The organism is Psychrobacter sp. 1044 (assembly GCF_904846525.1).
GTDB lineage: Bacteria > Pseudomonadota > Gammaproteobacteria > Pseudomonadales > Moraxellaceae > Psychrobacter.
This window is the reverse complement of the sequence record NZ_CAJHAZ010000012.1, coordinates 59,993-75,528: the sequence shown is the minus strand read 5'-3', so window position 1 is coordinate 75,528 and position 15,536 is coordinate 59,993. Positions and strand designations below refer to the sequence as shown.

Here is a 15,536-nt window from a genome sequence, read left to right as displayed (position 1 = left end):
GCTAATTTTTGTGAATGGTCTCACGTAGATTCACTCAGTACAGATGTCACTTGAGGTGGTATAGATTAGATGAACAATTCAAAAGCAATCCTATCAGTATTACTATTCACACTCAGCATCAGTAGTGCGTCTGTGTTGTATGCTGCGCCTAATGAAGCCATTGATAGTACCTCAGACATGCAAAGTCGTAGTGTTGAGGATTTGGTAGCGATTGCCAAAGCGGGCGAGTCTAATGAAGCGATCAATGACGTTGTATTGGGTAATGATGCAATCAATGATGCCATTTTAGGTAATGAGGCGATCAACCCTAATGCTGCTAATAATGATGCCACAGCTGGGTCAACAGCCGCAAATCCTTCTCCTATACAGTCGAATGCACCCAGTGTCGATGCCGATAAGCTCATATTAAACAATCCTGTGGTTGATCAGGCCAATATTCTAAATCCGCAAGAAAAACAGCGTCTAGAGGTGCAGCTTAGAAATATTTATCAGCAAGGTCTTGCGCAAGCAGCGGTGGTTATCGTTCCTACGACCAATGGTGTTCCTATCTTTGACTATGCTCTACAAGTAGCTGAGAAATGGCAGCTGGGCAATAAAGACATTGATGATGGCTTACTCATGGTAGTCGCCGTCAATGACCGTGATATGTACATTTTGACGGGTTACGGACTAGAGGGTGTTTTACCAGATGCTGCCGTCAATCGTATTATTCGTGAAGATATCACGCCGTTATTTAAGCAAAATAACTATGGTGCTGGGATAATAGCTGGCGTTGACGCACTCAAAACGCGGCTGACTGCTGATCCTGAGGTATTGGCTCGTGCTGATGCGCAAGCAGCCGAGCGTAGTGCACAACAAGGTTCAGACGAGCTACCATCGCCCATATTTTTATTCATCATGGCAATGATATTTGGAAGCTTTATTACCAGTATTTTTGGTCGTGTATTTGGTTCTATTATTACTGCTGGTGGGTTTTTTGCGGGATCGTTAGCCTTAGGCGGTGGTTTTTTTATGACCGTTATCATGGCTATCTTCTTATGGCTATTTTTGATTTCACGTGGCGGCGGTGGTGGTAAAGGTGGGTCTGGCGGCGGTCGTAGAGGCGGCGGTATGATATTCCTACCTGGTATGGGCGGTGGCGGCGGCTCTGGCGGTGGTGGTTTTGGCGGTGGTGGTTTTGGCGGCGGCGGCTTCGGTGGTGGCGGCGGCGGTTTTGGCGGCGGCGGTGCTGGTGGCTCGTGGTAGACGCTTGGTAGATGCTTAAGTAAAAACGGATACTAAACGACCGTCAGCAATGACGTATTTGAGGAAATAGTAAAATGTCAGAAAACAACGCGTCAAACCCCAGTTTTGCCCGCTGGTGGCGTCAAGTCTTATTTATTCCTATATTGCATAGTAAATGGTTAACAGCGGCAGCCAAAGCACGTTTGACAGACGAGGTGACCCGTGCAGAGCGAGGGCATCGCGGCGAGGTATTTTTGATTATAGAAAACCATCTGCCGATTCAAGACGCCTATTATATTGGCTGTCGCGAACGTGCGATTGAGCTGTTTAGTGAGTATCGAGTTTGGGATACTGAAGAGAATACGGGCGTCTTGGTGTATGTCAATATTTGCGAGCATCAGTTAGAGATCGTAGCTGATCGTGGTATCAGTGCTCATGTCAGCCCCACCGTTTGGCGGGCGATGTGTGATAAGGCCGTGTCAGGTATTGCCAATCAAAAAACCGAAGAAAGCTTGGCTGAATTGTTAGATGAAGTTGGGCAAGTGCTGCGTCAGTATTATCATTTGGAGCAGGATCCAGCGGGTAACGAGTTGTCTGATACTGTGGTGTTTTTGAAATAACGTTGATGAGGGAATCTGATGGCTTGTTATTTTGCTAGCATCGTGTTCTTTTATAGGGTTTAGGCATCAATTACAATATAATAGCGCCTCTAGAAATCGAGGGTGACTGATATATTGCTCAAGCGTCTATACAGGCTTTGCATTTATAAAGGCACTTCTCAAAAGCACTTCTCAAAAGTACTCTACTACAAAAAGCCGTCACTGGAATCCTATGATTGATTTAATAAAGAAATTACCAAAAGCTGAGCTGCATTTACATATTGAAGGCTCACTAGAACCTGAGCTGATGTTTAGATTGGCCAAAAAGAACCAGATAGAGATTCCTTATAAAAATATAGAAGATGTGCGCAACGCCTACAACTTCACCAACTTGCAAACCTTTTTAGATATCTACTATGCAGGCGCAAATGTCCTGATCACTAAAGACGATTTTTATGATTTAACGTGGGAATATATACTTAAGTGTGTTGAAGATAACGTCATTCACACAGAGATATTTTTTGACCCGCAGACGCATACTGAACGAGGTATACCTTTTGAAGTGGTGATAACAGGCATCAAAGAAGCGCTTGCAGATGCCAAAGAAAAATATGGTATCACCTCTTGTATTATCATGTGTTTCCTAAGGCATTTATCACAAGAAGAAGCGTTTGAGACCTTAGAGCGAGCACTGGTATTCAAAGATGACATCATCGCTGTCGGTCTTGATTCGTCAGAGCTGGGCAATCCACCATCAAAATTCAAAGATGTCTTCAAAAAAGCTAAAGAAGCAGGTTTTAAGCTGGTCGCCCATGCTGGTGAAGAAGCAGATTTTTCGTACATTTACGAAGCACTGGACTTATTAAATATCAATAGAATTGATCATGGTGTGCAATCGATAAAAAGCCCAGAGTTGATGCAAAGACTTAAAGACGAGCAAATGCCGCTGACCGTTTGCCCGAACTCAAATATTGAGCTGAAAGTCTTTGATCATTACAAAGAACACAATATCAAAGAGCTGCTAGATTATGGTCTAAATATCACCATAAACTCAGACGACCCAGCCTATTTCAAAGGTTACATGAATCAGAACTTTATAAATATATGCGCAAATTTACCGCTGACAGAAGATGATGTTGTTACTTTGGTAAAGAACTCCTTTAATGCCTCATTTATTAGTGATGAATTAAAAGCAGCATATTTGGCGAAAGTTGATCTGGCGCTAAAGTAAATCAACTATGACTAGGTTTTAGATCCGAGGCTTAACGGTTGATATCAATCGTTAAGCCTTTTCTTTTTTATACGGTATGCTTTTTAAGTTCAAGCGACTTAGGTTCAGGCGACTTAGGTTCAAGCGACTTAGGTTCAGGCGACTTAGGTTCAGGCGACTTAGGTTCAGGCGACTTAGGTTCAGGCGACTTAGGTTCAGGCGACTAGAGCGCAGTGATTTTCTGGATTAATAACGGCATAATCACACCAGCTTTTTCTGCTAAGATGATATCCACAATAGTATTCGGCGTTGGATTGGGATTTATCTCAATAATTTTGGCACCATTTTGCTTCGCTAACTGTGCGAGTCCAGCGGCAGGATAGACGAGACTGGAGGTGCCAATACTGATAAATACCTCGCAGTTCGCCGCCGTATCTTCTGCCGTTTGCCATGCTTGTACTGGTAATGCTTCGCCAAACCAAACGATATCTGGTCTGATATAGCCATCGCAATGGCGACAGGTCATCAGTGTGTCATCAAAATTGATTGTATCCTCGCTATGATACGAACCCCTCGATTGACTTTGGTAGACTGTCTCGCATTGACTACAGCGGTTATGCCACAGATTGCCATGCAAATGAGTTACCGTACTGCCAGCTTGCTCATGTAAATCATCAACATTTTGAGTGATAAGCGTTAATGATTGATTGGACGACTGAGTATGGTATTGCCACTGCGCTAAGGCAAAATGTGCAGGATTCGGTTTTTTATCTGCGACCAATTGCCTGCGCCATTGATACCATGACCACACCAGTTTTGGATCACGAGTGAAAGCCTCAGGTGTCGCCAAGTCTTCCACACCATAGTTTTCCCACAAGCCTGTTTGCTTATCTCGAAAAGTTGGAATGCCACTTTCGGCTGAAATCCCTGCACCCGTTAAGATGCAAATATGCTGTTTGGATGTCAATAATTTAGCAGCAAGTTCTACTTCTGCTATTAACGCTGGTGATAATTCTGCTAACATGAGCCAACCCTTGCTAATAATGGATATCTCTTCTAATGATAGATGGAATTTGGTGGCTTGTCATATTGTTTGCCGTTATTGCCGCTTTATGGTTGTTGGCAAAGTCACGCGGCGTAAAAGTGGGTGAGACAATTCATAATAAATCGTCTAAAAGCGTGAAAAAACCTATTAATGACGACCTGCAAAAAACCTCCGTGCTGATCAAACAGTATTTTCCTGATTATCGAGTCACACGCAAGACCAATCACTTATTGCTCAGTAAACAAGATAGGAAAATTGCAATGATTACGATGGATAAGAAAATTGCTTCAGGTCAGCGCCTGTTAGGTAATGTGCCTGTGATTAATTATCATCGTGTGCCTAACCGTGCCCAGCTAGCAGCTAATTTGCAGCAAGCAGAATAGGCGAGTGTTATAGGTGAGAGATTCTGAAATCTATAGGCACAGAAAAGCCGCAAATATTTTGAGCGCGGGGTTGATGTATATTTGAGATTTAGGTTAATACTAAGGAAGGATGAAACAAAGATTATAAATACGTTGATTGGTGCGCTCGGCGGGAGTCAATCACAAAGCTATGAGCCTTTGTTTTCAGTGCTTTAGAGGTTTTTATAAATTAATTTAACAACATATTTAACAACATTTTGCTACTGCTAAGCTAATATTTTGCTGTTTAAGTGAAGAAAATCTGATTACAAAAATTCTGCTCAACATGCCAGCAACTTAGGAATACTTTTTTATACTTGCACTTTGTTTGCATGGGGTTGTTTTGCTAGTGACTGCACATGCTCAATAATGGCGTTTAAATGTGTGCGTTTTTAATGCATTTCTGTGCATCTGCTAGTGTGCGCCATTGGCGGTTATCCCCATTGGCGGTTATCCCCATTGGGGGTTGCTGCTGCCTCATCTATAGATACGCGCTGATTTGCTCATATATCCATTTTTTGGTGCTCGCTTGGTGCGTGCTTGGGTCGCTTTCTCCGCGCTGGAATTATTCCCATAATTGGCGTTATTTTTCTTCCTAATGCTTTTATTACTTCCAGTATTAACACTTAACTTCATTAGCTTGTGGCGGTTTCTTCCATTGGAATAATGGAAGAATTATGGTGAAAATTCTTCCTAATGTTGCTGTTTTCTTGATTCCTATTTTTCGACTGATTCCATCTATTTTTTTTGGTTCCTTGGTGCCTGCTTGGTTCCTCTGTGAGTCAGTACCGATATAGGTTTGCGATTTTAGCACCAAGAGAAAAACGCCTTTTTTGGTGCCTAACTTTTCCTTTTTTCTTCCATATTTCCCTAATTAAGTTTCCTAACGCTTTTATTTTTCCGTCCTCACGCCTTGATGCTTATAGGTATTTCCACTTTATCGGTTTCTAAAACTGACAACAAATTTTTCCTAAATATCGTGAATTTCCTATATTTTTCCTCACCTTTGGTAGTGCCAGTGCTGATGCTAAAATAACTTGCCCTTTGTTTGCATGGGCTAAATGGCTAAACGCACATAGCTCTCGACCGTCTGTACGATGATAGAGCTGACTATTTCCATAAATCTCACATTCAAGCTTGCCGAGTAATATCGAATACCCTTATGATAGGTGTATTTTGTCTAGGATTGGGGTCTCTCCTCATTGCTGACAGACAATCCAAAAATTCTATTCTTGCCCAACAACCAAAAGATACTCCCATGACCAAAAACTTCTCTCAAACTGCCGCTTTTATCTGGTCTGTCGCTGACTTATTGCGCGGCGATTTTAAGCAATCACAATACGGGCGTATTATTCTGCCATTTACGCTATTGCGCCGCCTAGAGTGCGTATTAACAGACACCAAAGCCGCTGTGGTCGCTGAAAGTCAGCGTATCGCTGATATGGGTCTGCCTGAGGAAGCGCAAGAGAAGTTCATCATTCGTGCCAGCAAGCGACCTTTTTACAATATCTCGCCCATGGATTTGAGCAAGATGGGTCAAAGCGATATCAAGGATAACCTCAATACGTACGTGCAATCCTTCTCTAAAGACGCGCGCGAAATATTCGAGCATTTCAAGTTTGAAGAGTTTGTCGGGCAACTGGCGGACGCCAATTTACTGTATAAAGTGGTGCAGAAGTTCGCCAATACCGATCTAAGCCCTGAGGCAATCTCTAACCATGAAATGGGCTTTGTGTTTGAAGAGTTGATTCGCCGCTTTGCTGAAAGCTCAAACGAAACCGCAGGAGAGCATTTTACGCCGCGCGATATCGTACGCCTAACTACCTCATTGGTATTTATGGAAGATGATGATGCACTGACCAAAGACGGCATTATTCGCACCATATATGACCCTACAGCGGGGACGGGCGGTTTCTTATCCTCTGGTATGGAATACGTGCTAGAGCTTAACCCTGAGGCGGTCATGCGTACCTATGGCCAAGAGCTCAACCCTGAGTCTTATGCCATCTGTAAAGCCGACATGCTGATCAAAGGGCAAGAGGTCAATAACATTAAGCTGGGCAATACCTTGTCTAGCGATCAGCTGGTCGCTGAAAAATTCGACTACATGCTATCGAATCCGCCATTTGGGGTAGATTGGAAAAAGATATCAGGTGAGATTAACGATGAGCATACGCAAAAAGGCTTTGACGGTCGTTTTGGGGCGGGCTTGCCGCGTGTGTCCGATGGCTCGCTATTATTCTTGATGCATCTGATTAGCAAGATGCGTCCGATTACTGTTGATGATAAAGCGACAGATAGCAGCAGCACTCAAAACAGCAACCAAGGCAGCCGTATCGGTATCATCTTAAATGGTTCACCGCTATTCACAGGCGGCGCAGGGAGTGGCGAGAGTGAGATCCGCCGTTATATCCTTGAGGCCGACCTACTAGAGGCGATCATCGCCTTGCCAACTGATATGTTCTATAACACGGGTATCGCTACCTATGTCTGGGTACTCAGCAATAAGAAAGCACGCGCGCGTAAAGGTCACGTGCAATTGATTGATGGTAGTAACCTATACGGCAAGATGCGTAAATCATTGGGCTCTAAGCGTAATGAGATGTCTGATGATGACATCAAGACTATTATCCGTAGCTTTGGTGACTTTGAAGTGGTCGATGCGCGTGTGCTAGATAAGCCTGAAGAGGTGAAGTCTAACCGTGGCCGTCAATCTGCCAATCCTAAAGCGGAACCCGCCAAGACCTTTGCCAGTAAAATCTTTAAAACCCATGAGTTTGGCTATCGCCGCATCACCATTGAGCGTCCGCTACGTCTGTCTGCTCAGCTCTCTGACAGCGCCATTGATAGCTTACGCTATGCGCCTAAACCGTTCGATATGGTCATGCCAGCGCTATATGAGGCCTTTGGTAATGACTGGACGACGGCTAGCGACACCGATTCTGATACAAGTAACTATGGCGACTTATCGGCGGTCACGACTGAGGCGCGTGCGATGATCAAGGCTGACTTCTCCGAGCTAAAGGAAACCCAAATCAAAGACGTACTAGCGGCCAAGCTCTGGCAAGATCAGCTTGAGATCATGACGAAAGCCAAAGCGCTACAAGCGGCTATCGGCGCGCGCCAGTTTGATGATTTTAATGAGTTTGATAAAGTGTTTAAACAAGCGTTAAAAGACGCTGATGCCAGTCTTGATATGAGCTTGGACACTAAAGAAAAGAAACAGCTGCTAGATGCGATCACGTGGAAAAATCCTGAAGCAGAACCCGTCATCAAAAAAGTGGTGAAGGTTGCTAACCCGCTCTATGGTGCGTTTAGTTATACCGATCCTGCCAGCAAGACCAAAATTGTAGAGTTCCAAACAGACAGCGATTTACGCGATTATGAAAACGTACCGCTGAATCCTGAAGTGACGACCACTGAGCTGATTGAAAGTTACTTCGCCCGTGAAGTACAGCTGCATGTGCCTGATGCGTGGATCAATAGCGACAAGACAGATGCCATTGATGAAGAGGTCGGCATTGTGGGCTTTGAGATACCGTTTAACCGTCATTTCTATGTGTATGAGCCGCCGCGCGCGCTTGCTGAGATCGATGCAGACTTAGATGCTGTCAGTAGCGAGATTATGCAGTTATTGGGTGAGGTGCATTCATAATGGTACAAGATAAATATAGTGAGTACCTAGATTCTGAATTAATGTGGGTCAGAGAATATCCAGCACACTGGAGTCTTACTAAAGTTAAGTATGAGGCTTATGTAAAAGCTAGAGTTGGTTGGCATGGCCTAAAAACAGATGACTTTACAGATGTGGGGCCTTATCTAGTAACTGGTAGTGATTTTAAAAGCTCTGTAATTTCTTGGAAAGATTGTTATCACTGTGATTTAGCTCGTTATGAGCAAGACCCATACATCCAACTACAAAATGGCGATCTTCTTCTTACTAAGGATGGAACTATTGGCAAAATAGCATTGGTTCAAGGGCTGGGAGTAGATGAAAAAGCCACTCTTAATAGCGGTGTGTTTGTTGTCCGTCCTTTAAGCAATGGTTTTACAACGGAATTTTATTTTTGGTTGTTAGAATCAACTGTTTTTAAAAAGTTTTTCGACTATTTTAAAACTGGCAGTACGATAGTACATTTGTATCAAGATACATTCGTAAATTTTTCTTACGCTTCACCACCGCTAATTGAGCAAACCCAAATCGCCAAATTTCTCGACCATGAAACCGCCCAAATCGATACCCTAATCGAAAAACAGCAAACCCTTATCCAACTGTTAAAAGAAAAGCGCCAAGCCGTCATTAGTCATGCGGTGACTAAAGGCTTAAACCCTGACGCACCGATGAAAGACTCGGGCGTTGAATGGTTGGGGGAAGTGCCTGAGCATTGGGAGGTTAAAAGAATTAAACATTATGGAAAAATTATGGGAGGTTTTGCTTTCAAAAGCGATGATTTTATTGACTCAGGTTATCCTGTTTTAAAAATATCAAATGTGTCACATCTTCAACTGAATTTTGATGATGAGTCTTTTCTGCCGTTATCCTTTGTAGAAAAGCATTTAGAGTATAAAGTTGAAGAGAACGATTTGGTTTTTGCTATGACTCGTCCTATTATTTCAGGAGGCATAAAAGTTGCAAAAATACCGAAGCTAGAAGCTATGCCTTATAGTTAATCAGAGAGTGGGTTTTTTAAAGCTCAAATCAGAGCTGTTAGCCGATTTTATCTTGTATTCTTCATTAAGTAGCAGCTTTAAAGCACAGTTCAAAAATAATATGACTATTACCAATCAGCCTAATATTTCTGGTGAAGGGATTGAGTCAGTGGCATTGCCTATGCCACCTAAAAATGAATTGGTTGAAATAGTTGATTTTCTGAATAATAGTGAAACAGTTTTTCAAAATTTATCCATCAAATCAGAACAGCAAGTCGAGTTGCTTAAAGAACGCCGCACCGCTTTAATATCTGCTGCGGTTACGGGTAAGATTGATGTGAGGGGTTGGAGGGCAGCTGACAATAAAGCTTCGTAATGTACGACTAAAATTACGAGCTATAAGAGTACTTTATTAAAGTTGACTGGCATAGGTATGAAAGTTATGAAAAGATTACTATTGATACTATTAGGAATAGGTACAGCCCAAGCGAGTGGCGCTGTCGAAACTACTTTCCAACAAAATAACACTTTGACCCACACGACTAGCAATGATTCTACGTCTGCAAGTTATGGTTCTAGTCGCAATATATATGCTACCAATAGTGGTGCTACTGTATATAGTAATGATGAGATATCCAAAGCTATTGATAACCTAAGTGCTCATGCCAAGCAAAAAAAATATAAGATAGGCTCGCTAAGTAGCCGTTTATCCTATGAGAATAAATATTCTGACGCTAAGGATAGTTTGGCCGATATGAAAAAATGGGCAAACCAAGGTAATGAAGAGTACCAAGTTAAGGTTGGTATAATATATTACAAAGGTGAAGGTGTTCGTCAAGATCTTGTGCTGGCAAGAAAAATGTTTCAAAAGGCAGCAAAACAAGGAAGCATACAAGGTCAAGGGATGCTTGGATACTTTTATGAAGAAGGTTTTGGTGGTCTTAAGAGAAACCGATCTACAGCAAAGGAATGGTACGGGAAAACGTGTGACAAGGGTCATCAATATGGCTGTGATCAATATAGACGATTAAATGAACGTGGTTATTAATGGACGCCCACACACAATAGCAGAAGTGAATAAAGTGTGGTTGATTAAAGTAAAGCAATGAGACACAACATATTCTATGGTAAGCACATAGCGTTAGATAATCGACCCAAAAGTAGGATGATTTTTTATTCTTAATGTACAATTGTTTTGTTTTTATGCTAGCATCGTCCAGCATGCTTTTATACCAAAGATGCTAGATGATATAGCAACTAACATAGTATTGGTTATTTGAAAAATAGACTGTATAAAAAGGCTAGATGATGTTTTGGTTTTTAAAATCTAAATCTGCCAAAATGGCAGGAAATGTTCAAAAACTTTTTCTTAAAGATAGTTATCATGAGGCTATTGAGCTGGCTGATAACTTATATTGTCAATACATTGATAGCGAATATTCACAAGAGCGCGCCCATGCCAAAGCTGCTTTAACATGGAAAACAACAAGCCTTATTATGCTTGAAGAATATCAAAATGCTATATCAGTTTGTGAAAAAATTATTGATATTTATACTCATGGAAATCTTCCTGAAGATATTCATGATGGCTATAATAAAAAAATTATAAGAGCGGCATATACTGATAAAGCCAGAGCACTATATGGATTGAAAGAATACAATAAATCTTTAAAAATTATAGACTCAGTAGTGGATGAAGGGATTGATTGTACCGATGAATTGACAGAGGTTGCAGTACTTGAAGCATTATTATTAAAGTATGAGATTCTTCAAATGGATCCGAATCTTTCTAATAGATTGATAGTACTAAATAAAATATCTTTTCGTTTTCAGCTGAGTGATAACCCTAAAATTTTGGAGCAAGTTATTCCTGTCGTTAGAGACATGATGCTTATATTTATAACACTTAAGGATATTAAAAACCTACATATTGTCCGTCGTATTCTTGAAAATATTAGTATCAGATCAAAATCTGAAGAGGTTCCAGCTTTTCTATCATACATAGATAAATTTGAAGAATCGTTTAAAGAATAGAAATAGCGGTTATCGGCTATATGTAATATATGGAACATACAAAGGGTTTTGCCAGCGCTAGCTGATATTTTGTCTGCTATATTTATATACCGTTTAACAAAAGTAAAAATAAGAAAATGCCATAAGCCGCGACGTCACCTAAGAATCTGTACTCCAAACTGATGTTGTCACTCAAATACAAGCGCAAGGCTTGCAGTTGGGTCGCACCAGCGGCTATCAGATAGCAGCGTTAGTATTTGGTGTCTATCCATAATTAATTTCAATTGATGTAAGACTCCGCACCGTTTTAATCTCTGCTGCTGTCACTGGTAAGATTGATGTAAGGGGATGGGTTGCGCCCGAAAGCCGTTGAAATAAAAAAATAAAAGGACTTATAGAATGAAAAATTTTACTGTAGCAGCTTTATTAGGCGCAATAGCAGTCACCACTAGCGCCCAAGCGCAGACTTATGAGTGGCGCTCGGAAATGAAGTCTTGTCAATATCAAGGTGATTTTGATAATAATAAATATACTGCCAAACAAATAGAGAATTCTCATTTCGTATTGAACAGTTTGACGAGAGCAAATCTTGAAAGCTTTTCTGAGCCTATGAGTAATCTTTTTTTAGACAATATATCGTCGAAAGACCCAGAGGTACTGACTAAAGAGTATAAGCAAGCTAAAAGTAATATAGAGCAACTTGAGTTAGTTCCCGAAGCACAGAAGTATAAACAACAGCTACTTAAGACTATTGATGGCGAATATAAAACGGCACAATTGGCTATTTTGGCTTATCGCAATCCTAGTAAAGCGCTTAAGCAAAGCCCGCCAATGTGTCAGCATTATGTAGAGGCTTTATTGCAAGATGAAACGGCAGTGCAGAATAAATGGCAGCAAGTGGTTGAAGAAAATATTCAAGATAAAGTACGTACAGGTGATTTGGGTGATGAGTTTTATCGTAAGATTGAGATGAGAGATTATCAAGAACAAAAGTCACTGAGTGATTATTTTTATGCGCGAAACGCTATTGTGTCTTCTGGGTTTTACAACTGTGTTAAGAGTACCGCTTATCGCCCTGAGCTAAAGACAGTGTCTGCTAATTATGCAAAGCTTAATCATAAAGTATTTGACGGTAAATACACAGCGCAATGCGCAATGCACCAAGAGTAGACCTCTTGCAAAAGTAAAAAATAGAGATCATCAAAGGTAGAAAGTATCAGATCGTTGGTATCAATAAAGTATGGTTGATTGTTTAATTCAATTTGACTGGCTTTAAAAAGCATCCTAAAAAGAATAGTGAGTTAAATGTTTGCTCGATTAATAAATATCAAAATAAGCAAGGCGAATGAAAAAAAGGACTCCAATGATGAAAAGGTATTCGTTGATAGCGGTAAGCGTATTACTGACTGTGCCTAGTATTGCAACAGCCGAAGTCTACAAATGGCAAGACGATCTATGCGATATGAAAGGGAGTTTTGATAATAAAAAGTACAGCGCCAAGCAAATCAAAAATTCCCATCTCGTATTGGATCGTTTAACCAGATTAAATCTGGAAAGCTTCTCTTCACCCATGAGTGTTGATGCGCTAGATAAACTATCTATGAAAGACTTAGATGTCTCGACCGAAGAGTATAAGCAAGTAAAGCGTGATACTGAGCGTCTTGATGTTGTACCTGAAGCGAAAGGCTATAAACAAAACTTACTCAAAACGATTGATGCAGAGTATGAAAAAGATCGATTAGTCATTTTAGGCTATCTAAACCCTAGTGAAGCCCTCAAACAAAGCCCTCAGATGTGTAAAAACTATATTGAACCTTTCATGCAGAACGAAGCGGCGGTGCAAAATAGATGGAAACAGTTTGTTGAAGAGCAAATTCTGGAAACAAGCGAGTATGGGGCTGATGAACTAGAACGATATCGTAAAATTGCGACCCAGCGCTATCAGGAAGAAAAGGTAAGTAACTCTGCTAAGTATGCCAGAATAAACTTGATAACTTTTGGCTTTGGTAATTGTGTTAACGATCAGATCTATCATGCTGACTCTGAAAAAGTCTTTAACAACTACAATCAGCTCAATAAAACCATATTTGGTAAGAGCTTGAAGATGGTATGTGAGGAGCCCTAAGGCTTGATTTAAGCGTATCAAAAAATAGAGTGAGCTATGAAAAACAACGTATTAAGATATCGCAAAATAAGAGGCATTAACCGCCGTAAGCGCACTATTGAAAAATGGGGCGAAGCTAATAAAGTTCTTGATGTTGATCTGTTAAATCAAGAAAAGCGAGATTACGTTAAGTTTTTGGTAGCTCCATGGTCACGCTTGTCTTTGATTAATAGTATCTATCCTGAGCCAATTGGCGACTGTGAATATCTATTGATTAAAAATGTGCAAAATATCTATCAGTCATGGAAAGATTCGCTAGAAAAGTTGCAAACCCCGTATTATTTACAAATCTGGCTATTTGAAACGTACATCAGTCGCTCACAAGTAGTTTGTGCGATAGAGGATTACAAAGACTTTTATCAAAATACGTTTGAGCCAATAGATGAGCAGCCCGAAAATGGTATTCAAAGCTCTATTCACTATAATTCAAAAACCGCTGAATACTTAGATCATTTTGAATGGAAACTTTATCGAAGGCTTGACTATTATGATATGGCTGATGAAGAAGATGTAGAGATGTTGCAAGACATTGACCCTATTAGATTTTTAAGAAAAGAAAGCATTAAAGGGCAGGAGCAACAGATCGTTGAAATCGATAAAGTGTGGTTGATCTCATAAGCCCAATTCATAACTTAATAATAAGAATCTCACCATGACTCAGACAAGTACTGCTATTAACGCGCATAACATCACTTACGAATCTGTCTTTCAAGCCGACATCGTCATCCAAATGCAAGCGCACGGCTGGCAAGTGGGTCATGCCAGCGGTTTATGACTATAGTATTAAGCAACGGGAATGCCCTTATACAATAACTTGATATAAATAAAATACCCTATATCCATTCCGCCCTAATATGTAGAGGACAAAATGAAAGTGTCAATCGTACCGCTAAGAATCAGACACAAAGTAATAGCTTTGAGCGCTGCTTTAGCGCTATCGTTATCCGCGCATGCAACCAGTTTTAGCAGTACCAAAGCGCTGGCGGAACAAGGTCATGCCGCCGCTCAATATAGCATGGGCGCGATGTATGAGATGGGCGATGGTGTGCCCCAAGACCCTAACAAAGCGGTGGCATGGTATAAAAAAGCCGCTGATCAGGGCGTAGCGGCAGCGCAATACGATATGGGCGCGATATATATGACAGGCGAGTATGTGCCGCAGGATTATGCTACCAGCGCCGAATGGTTCCAAAAGGCTGCCAATCAAGGCGACAGCATAGCGCAATATAATCTTGGCGCGATGTATCAAGAAGGCTTAGGGGTAGAGCAAGATTATGCCAAGTCGCTCGCATGGTTCGAGAAATCTGCCAATCAAGAGGAGCCATTCGCGCAATATAGCATGGGCGCGGTGTACCAAGAAGGACTGGGCGTGACGCCTGACTATGCCAAAGCGGTCGAGTGGTATCAACGCGCCGCCGCACAAGATAATGTGATGGCGCAGTACAGTTTGGGCTTGTTGTATCAAAGCGGCATTGGGGTCGATCAGGATTTTACCAAAGCCTATGACTGGTATCAAAAAGCCATTGAGCAAGGAGATCTTGACGCTCACAATAACATCGGCGTGATGTATGAAGCAGGCTTAGGCGTGACGCAAGACTATAGCGAAGCAGCCAAATGGTATCAAAAGGCTGCCGATCAAGGACATGCAATTGCCCAAAACAATATTGGACAGTTTTATATAAAAGGCTTAGGTGTGACGCAGGATTATACCAAAGCACTGTATTGGCTACGAAAAGCCGCCGCACAAGGTGAGGATTTGGCACAAAACAATCTAGGCTATATGTATGAGAATGGCAATGGGGTTGCGCGTGATTATGCCGAGGCTTTTAAATGGTATGAAAAGTCTGCCAACCATGGCAATGCATTGGGTATGGGCGGTTTGGGCTGGGCATACTATAGTGGTCAAGGCGTTGAGCAAAACTATGTTAAAGCCTTTGAGTGGTCACAACAATCTGCCAATCAAGGTGAAGCTGCTGGTCTAAACAACCTTGCTGTGATGTACTTAGAGGGCAATGGCGTACCGCAAAATTATGCCCGCGCCATGACGTTATTTAAACAAGCTGCCGCCCAAAATCATCCGTTCGCCCCGCGTAATCTGGGGCTGATGTATATGAAGGCGCAAGGGGTAAAGCAAGACAACGTGCAGGCTAAGGAATGGTTTGATAAAGGCTGTGGCAATGGCGACTTGCAATCATGTCTTGGCTCTAAACTGTTAAATATGCCTTAAAAT

14 protein-coding genes and 2 pseudogenes are annotated in these 15,536 nt (G+C 41.6%); 15 read left to right on the top strand and 1 reads right to left on the bottom strand.

Features of this window, described 5'->3' with window-relative positions; translation table 11 throughout:
* Window positions 1-69: 69 nt before the first annotated feature.
* The 4 genes from JMX82_RS09930 (at window position 70) to JMX82_RS09915 (ending at window position 3,260) form a co-directional block, all read left to right on the top strand.
* Window positions 70-1,245, top strand: coding sequence for a TPM domain-containing protein (locus JMX82_RS09930; protein WP_201540423.1), 1,176 nt, complete (start codon window positions 70-72; stop codon window positions 1,243-1,245).
* A 74-nt stretch (window positions 1,246-1,319) separates the two neighbouring features.
* Complete coding sequence (locus tag JMX82_RS09925; RefSeq protein ID WP_201540422.1) at window positions 1,320-1,844, top strand: TPM domain-containing protein; 525 nt, start codon at window positions 1,320-1,322, stop codon at window positions 1,842-1,844.
* 211 nt (window positions 1,845-2,055) lie between these two features.
* Complete coding sequence (locus tag JMX82_RS09920) at window positions 2,056-3,054, top strand: adenosine deaminase (protein WP_201540421.1); 999 nt, start codon at window positions 2,056-2,058, stop codon at window positions 3,052-3,054.
* 38 nt (window positions 3,055-3,092) lie between these two features.
* A complete protein-coding gene (locus JMX82_RS09915; RefSeq protein ID WP_201540420.1) occupies window positions 3,093-3,260 on the top strand; it encodes a hypothetical protein in 168 nt (55 codons plus the stop codon).
* Here the strand turns inward: JMX82_RS09915 and JMX82_RS09910 are convergent.
* On the bottom strand, window positions 3,257-4,057 hold the full coding sequence (locus JMX82_RS09910; RefSeq protein ID WP_201540419.1) for an SIR2 family NAD-dependent protein deacylase: 801 nt from the start codon (window positions 4,055-4,057) through the stop codon (window positions 3,257-3,259). The two genes, JMX82_RS09915 and JMX82_RS09910, sit on opposite strands and share 4 nt — an antisense overlap.
* A gap of 35 nt (window positions 4,058-4,092) precedes the next feature.
* Here JMX82_RS09910 and JMX82_RS09905 point away from each other — a divergent pair, with 35 nt between their 5' ends.
* From JMX82_RS09905 to JMX82_RS09860, 11 genes and pseudogenes are all read left to right on the top strand, one after another.
* Complete coding sequence (locus tag JMX82_RS09905; protein WP_109591524.1) at window positions 4,093-4,461, top strand: hypothetical protein; 369 nt, start codon at window positions 4,093-4,095, stop codon at window positions 4,459-4,461.
* A gap of 1,276 nt (window positions 4,462-5,737) precedes the next feature.
* Window positions 5,738-8,134: a type I restriction-modification system subunit M gene (locus tag JMX82_RS09900; RefSeq protein ID WP_201540418.1), complete on the top strand. Its 2,397-nt coding sequence runs from the start codon at window positions 5,738-5,740 to the stop codon at window positions 8,132-8,134.
* Window positions 8,134-8,878, top strand: a pseudogene (locus JMX82_RS09895) (restriction endonuclease subunit S); the annotation flags it as partial. The gene JMX82_RS09900 and the pseudogene JMX82_RS09895, both read left to right, overlap by 1 nt.
* Window positions 8,879-9,157: 279 nt before the next feature.
* Window positions 9,158-9,346 (top strand): annotated as a pseudogene (locus JMX82_RS14460) (hypothetical protein); the annotation flags it as partial.
* Window positions 9,347-9,571: 225 nt separating this feature from the next.
* Complete coding sequence (locus JMX82_RS09885) at window positions 9,572-10,177, top strand: tetratricopeptide repeat protein (protein WP_201540415.1); 606 nt, start codon at window positions 9,572-9,574, stop codon at window positions 10,175-10,177.
* A 260-nt stretch (window positions 10,178-10,437) separates the two neighbouring features.
* Complete coding sequence (locus JMX82_RS09880) at window positions 10,438-11,163, top strand: hypothetical protein (protein WP_201540414.1); 726 nt, start codon at window positions 10,438-10,440, stop codon at window positions 11,161-11,163.
* A gap of 378 nt (window positions 11,164-11,541) precedes the next feature.
* Complete coding sequence (locus JMX82_RS09875; protein WP_201540413.1) at window positions 11,542-12,312, top strand: hypothetical protein; 771 nt, start codon at window positions 11,542-11,544, stop codon at window positions 12,310-12,312.
* 193 nt (window positions 12,313-12,505) lie between these two features.
* Window positions 12,506-13,267 carry a hypothetical protein gene (locus JMX82_RS09870; RefSeq protein WP_201540412.1) on the top strand — a complete coding sequence of 254 codons (762 nt, stop codon included), beginning with the start codon at window positions 12,506-12,508 and terminating at the stop codon, window positions 13,265-13,267.
* 36 nt (window positions 13,268-13,303) lie between these two features.
* Window positions 13,304-13,924 carry a hypothetical protein gene (locus JMX82_RS09865; RefSeq protein ID WP_201540411.1) on the top strand — a complete coding sequence of 207 codons (621 nt, stop codon included), beginning with the start codon at window positions 13,304-13,306 and terminating at the stop codon, window positions 13,922-13,924.
* A 34-nt stretch (window positions 13,925-13,958) separates the two neighbouring features.
* Window positions 13,959-14,081 (top strand): hypothetical protein, encoded by a 123-nt coding sequence (locus tag JMX82_RS14355; protein WP_265089317.1) that lies wholly within the window; start codon window positions 13,959-13,961, stop codon window positions 14,079-14,081.
* Window positions 14,082-14,222: 141 nt separating this feature from the next.
* Window positions 14,223-15,533, top strand: a complete 1,311-nt coding sequence (locus JMX82_RS09860; protein WP_201540410.1) for an SEL1-like repeat protein — start codon at window positions 14,223-14,225, stop codon at window positions 15,531-15,533.
* Window positions 15,534-15,536 lie beyond the last annotated feature (3 nt).

Excerpts from the sequence above, each read along its gene's own strand:
- JMX82_RS09930 (WP_201540423.1), top strand. The coding sequence starts at position 70 with ATGAACAATTCAAAAGCAATCCTATCAGTATTACTATTCACACTCAGC.
- JMX82_RS09925 (WP_201540422.1), top strand. The coding sequence starts at position 1,320 with ATGTCAGAAAACAACGCGTCAAACCCCAGTTTTGCCCGCTGGTGGCGT.
- JMX82_RS09920 (WP_201540421.1), top strand. The coding sequence starts at position 2,056 with ATGATTGATTTAATAAAGAAATTACCAAAAGCTGAGCTGCATTTACAT.
- JMX82_RS09910 (WP_201540419.1), bottom strand. The coding sequence starts at position 4,057 with ATGTTAGCAGAATTATCACCAGCGTTAATAGCAGAAGTAGAACTTGCT.
- JMX82_RS09905 (WP_109591524.1), top strand. The coding sequence starts at position 4,093 with ATGATAGATGGAATTTGGTGGCTTGTCATATTGTTTGCCGTTATTGCC.
- JMX82_RS09900 (WP_201540418.1), top strand. The coding sequence starts at position 5,738 with ATGACCAAAAACTTCTCTCAAACTGCCGCTTTTATCTGGTCTGTCGCT.
- JMX82_RS09885 (WP_201540415.1), top strand. The coding sequence starts at position 9,572 with ATGAAAAGATTACTATTGATACTATTAGGAATAGGTACAGCCCAAGCG.
- JMX82_RS09880 (WP_201540414.1), top strand. The coding sequence starts at position 10,438 with ATGTTTTGGTTTTTAAAATCTAAATCTGCCAAAATGGCAGGAAATGTT.
- JMX82_RS09875 (WP_201540413.1), top strand. The coding sequence starts at position 11,542 with ATGAAAAATTTTACTGTAGCAGCTTTATTAGGCGCAATAGCAGTCACC.
- JMX82_RS09870 (WP_201540412.1), top strand. The coding sequence starts at position 12,506 with ATGATGAAAAGGTATTCGTTGATAGCGGTAAGCGTATTACTGACTGTG.
- JMX82_RS09865 (WP_201540411.1), top strand. The coding sequence starts at position 13,304 with ATGAAAAACAACGTATTAAGATATCGCAAAATAAGAGGCATTAACCGC.
- JMX82_RS14355 (WP_265089317.1), top strand. The coding sequence starts at position 13,959 with ATGACTCAGACAAGTACTGCTATTAACGCGCATAACATCACTTACGAA.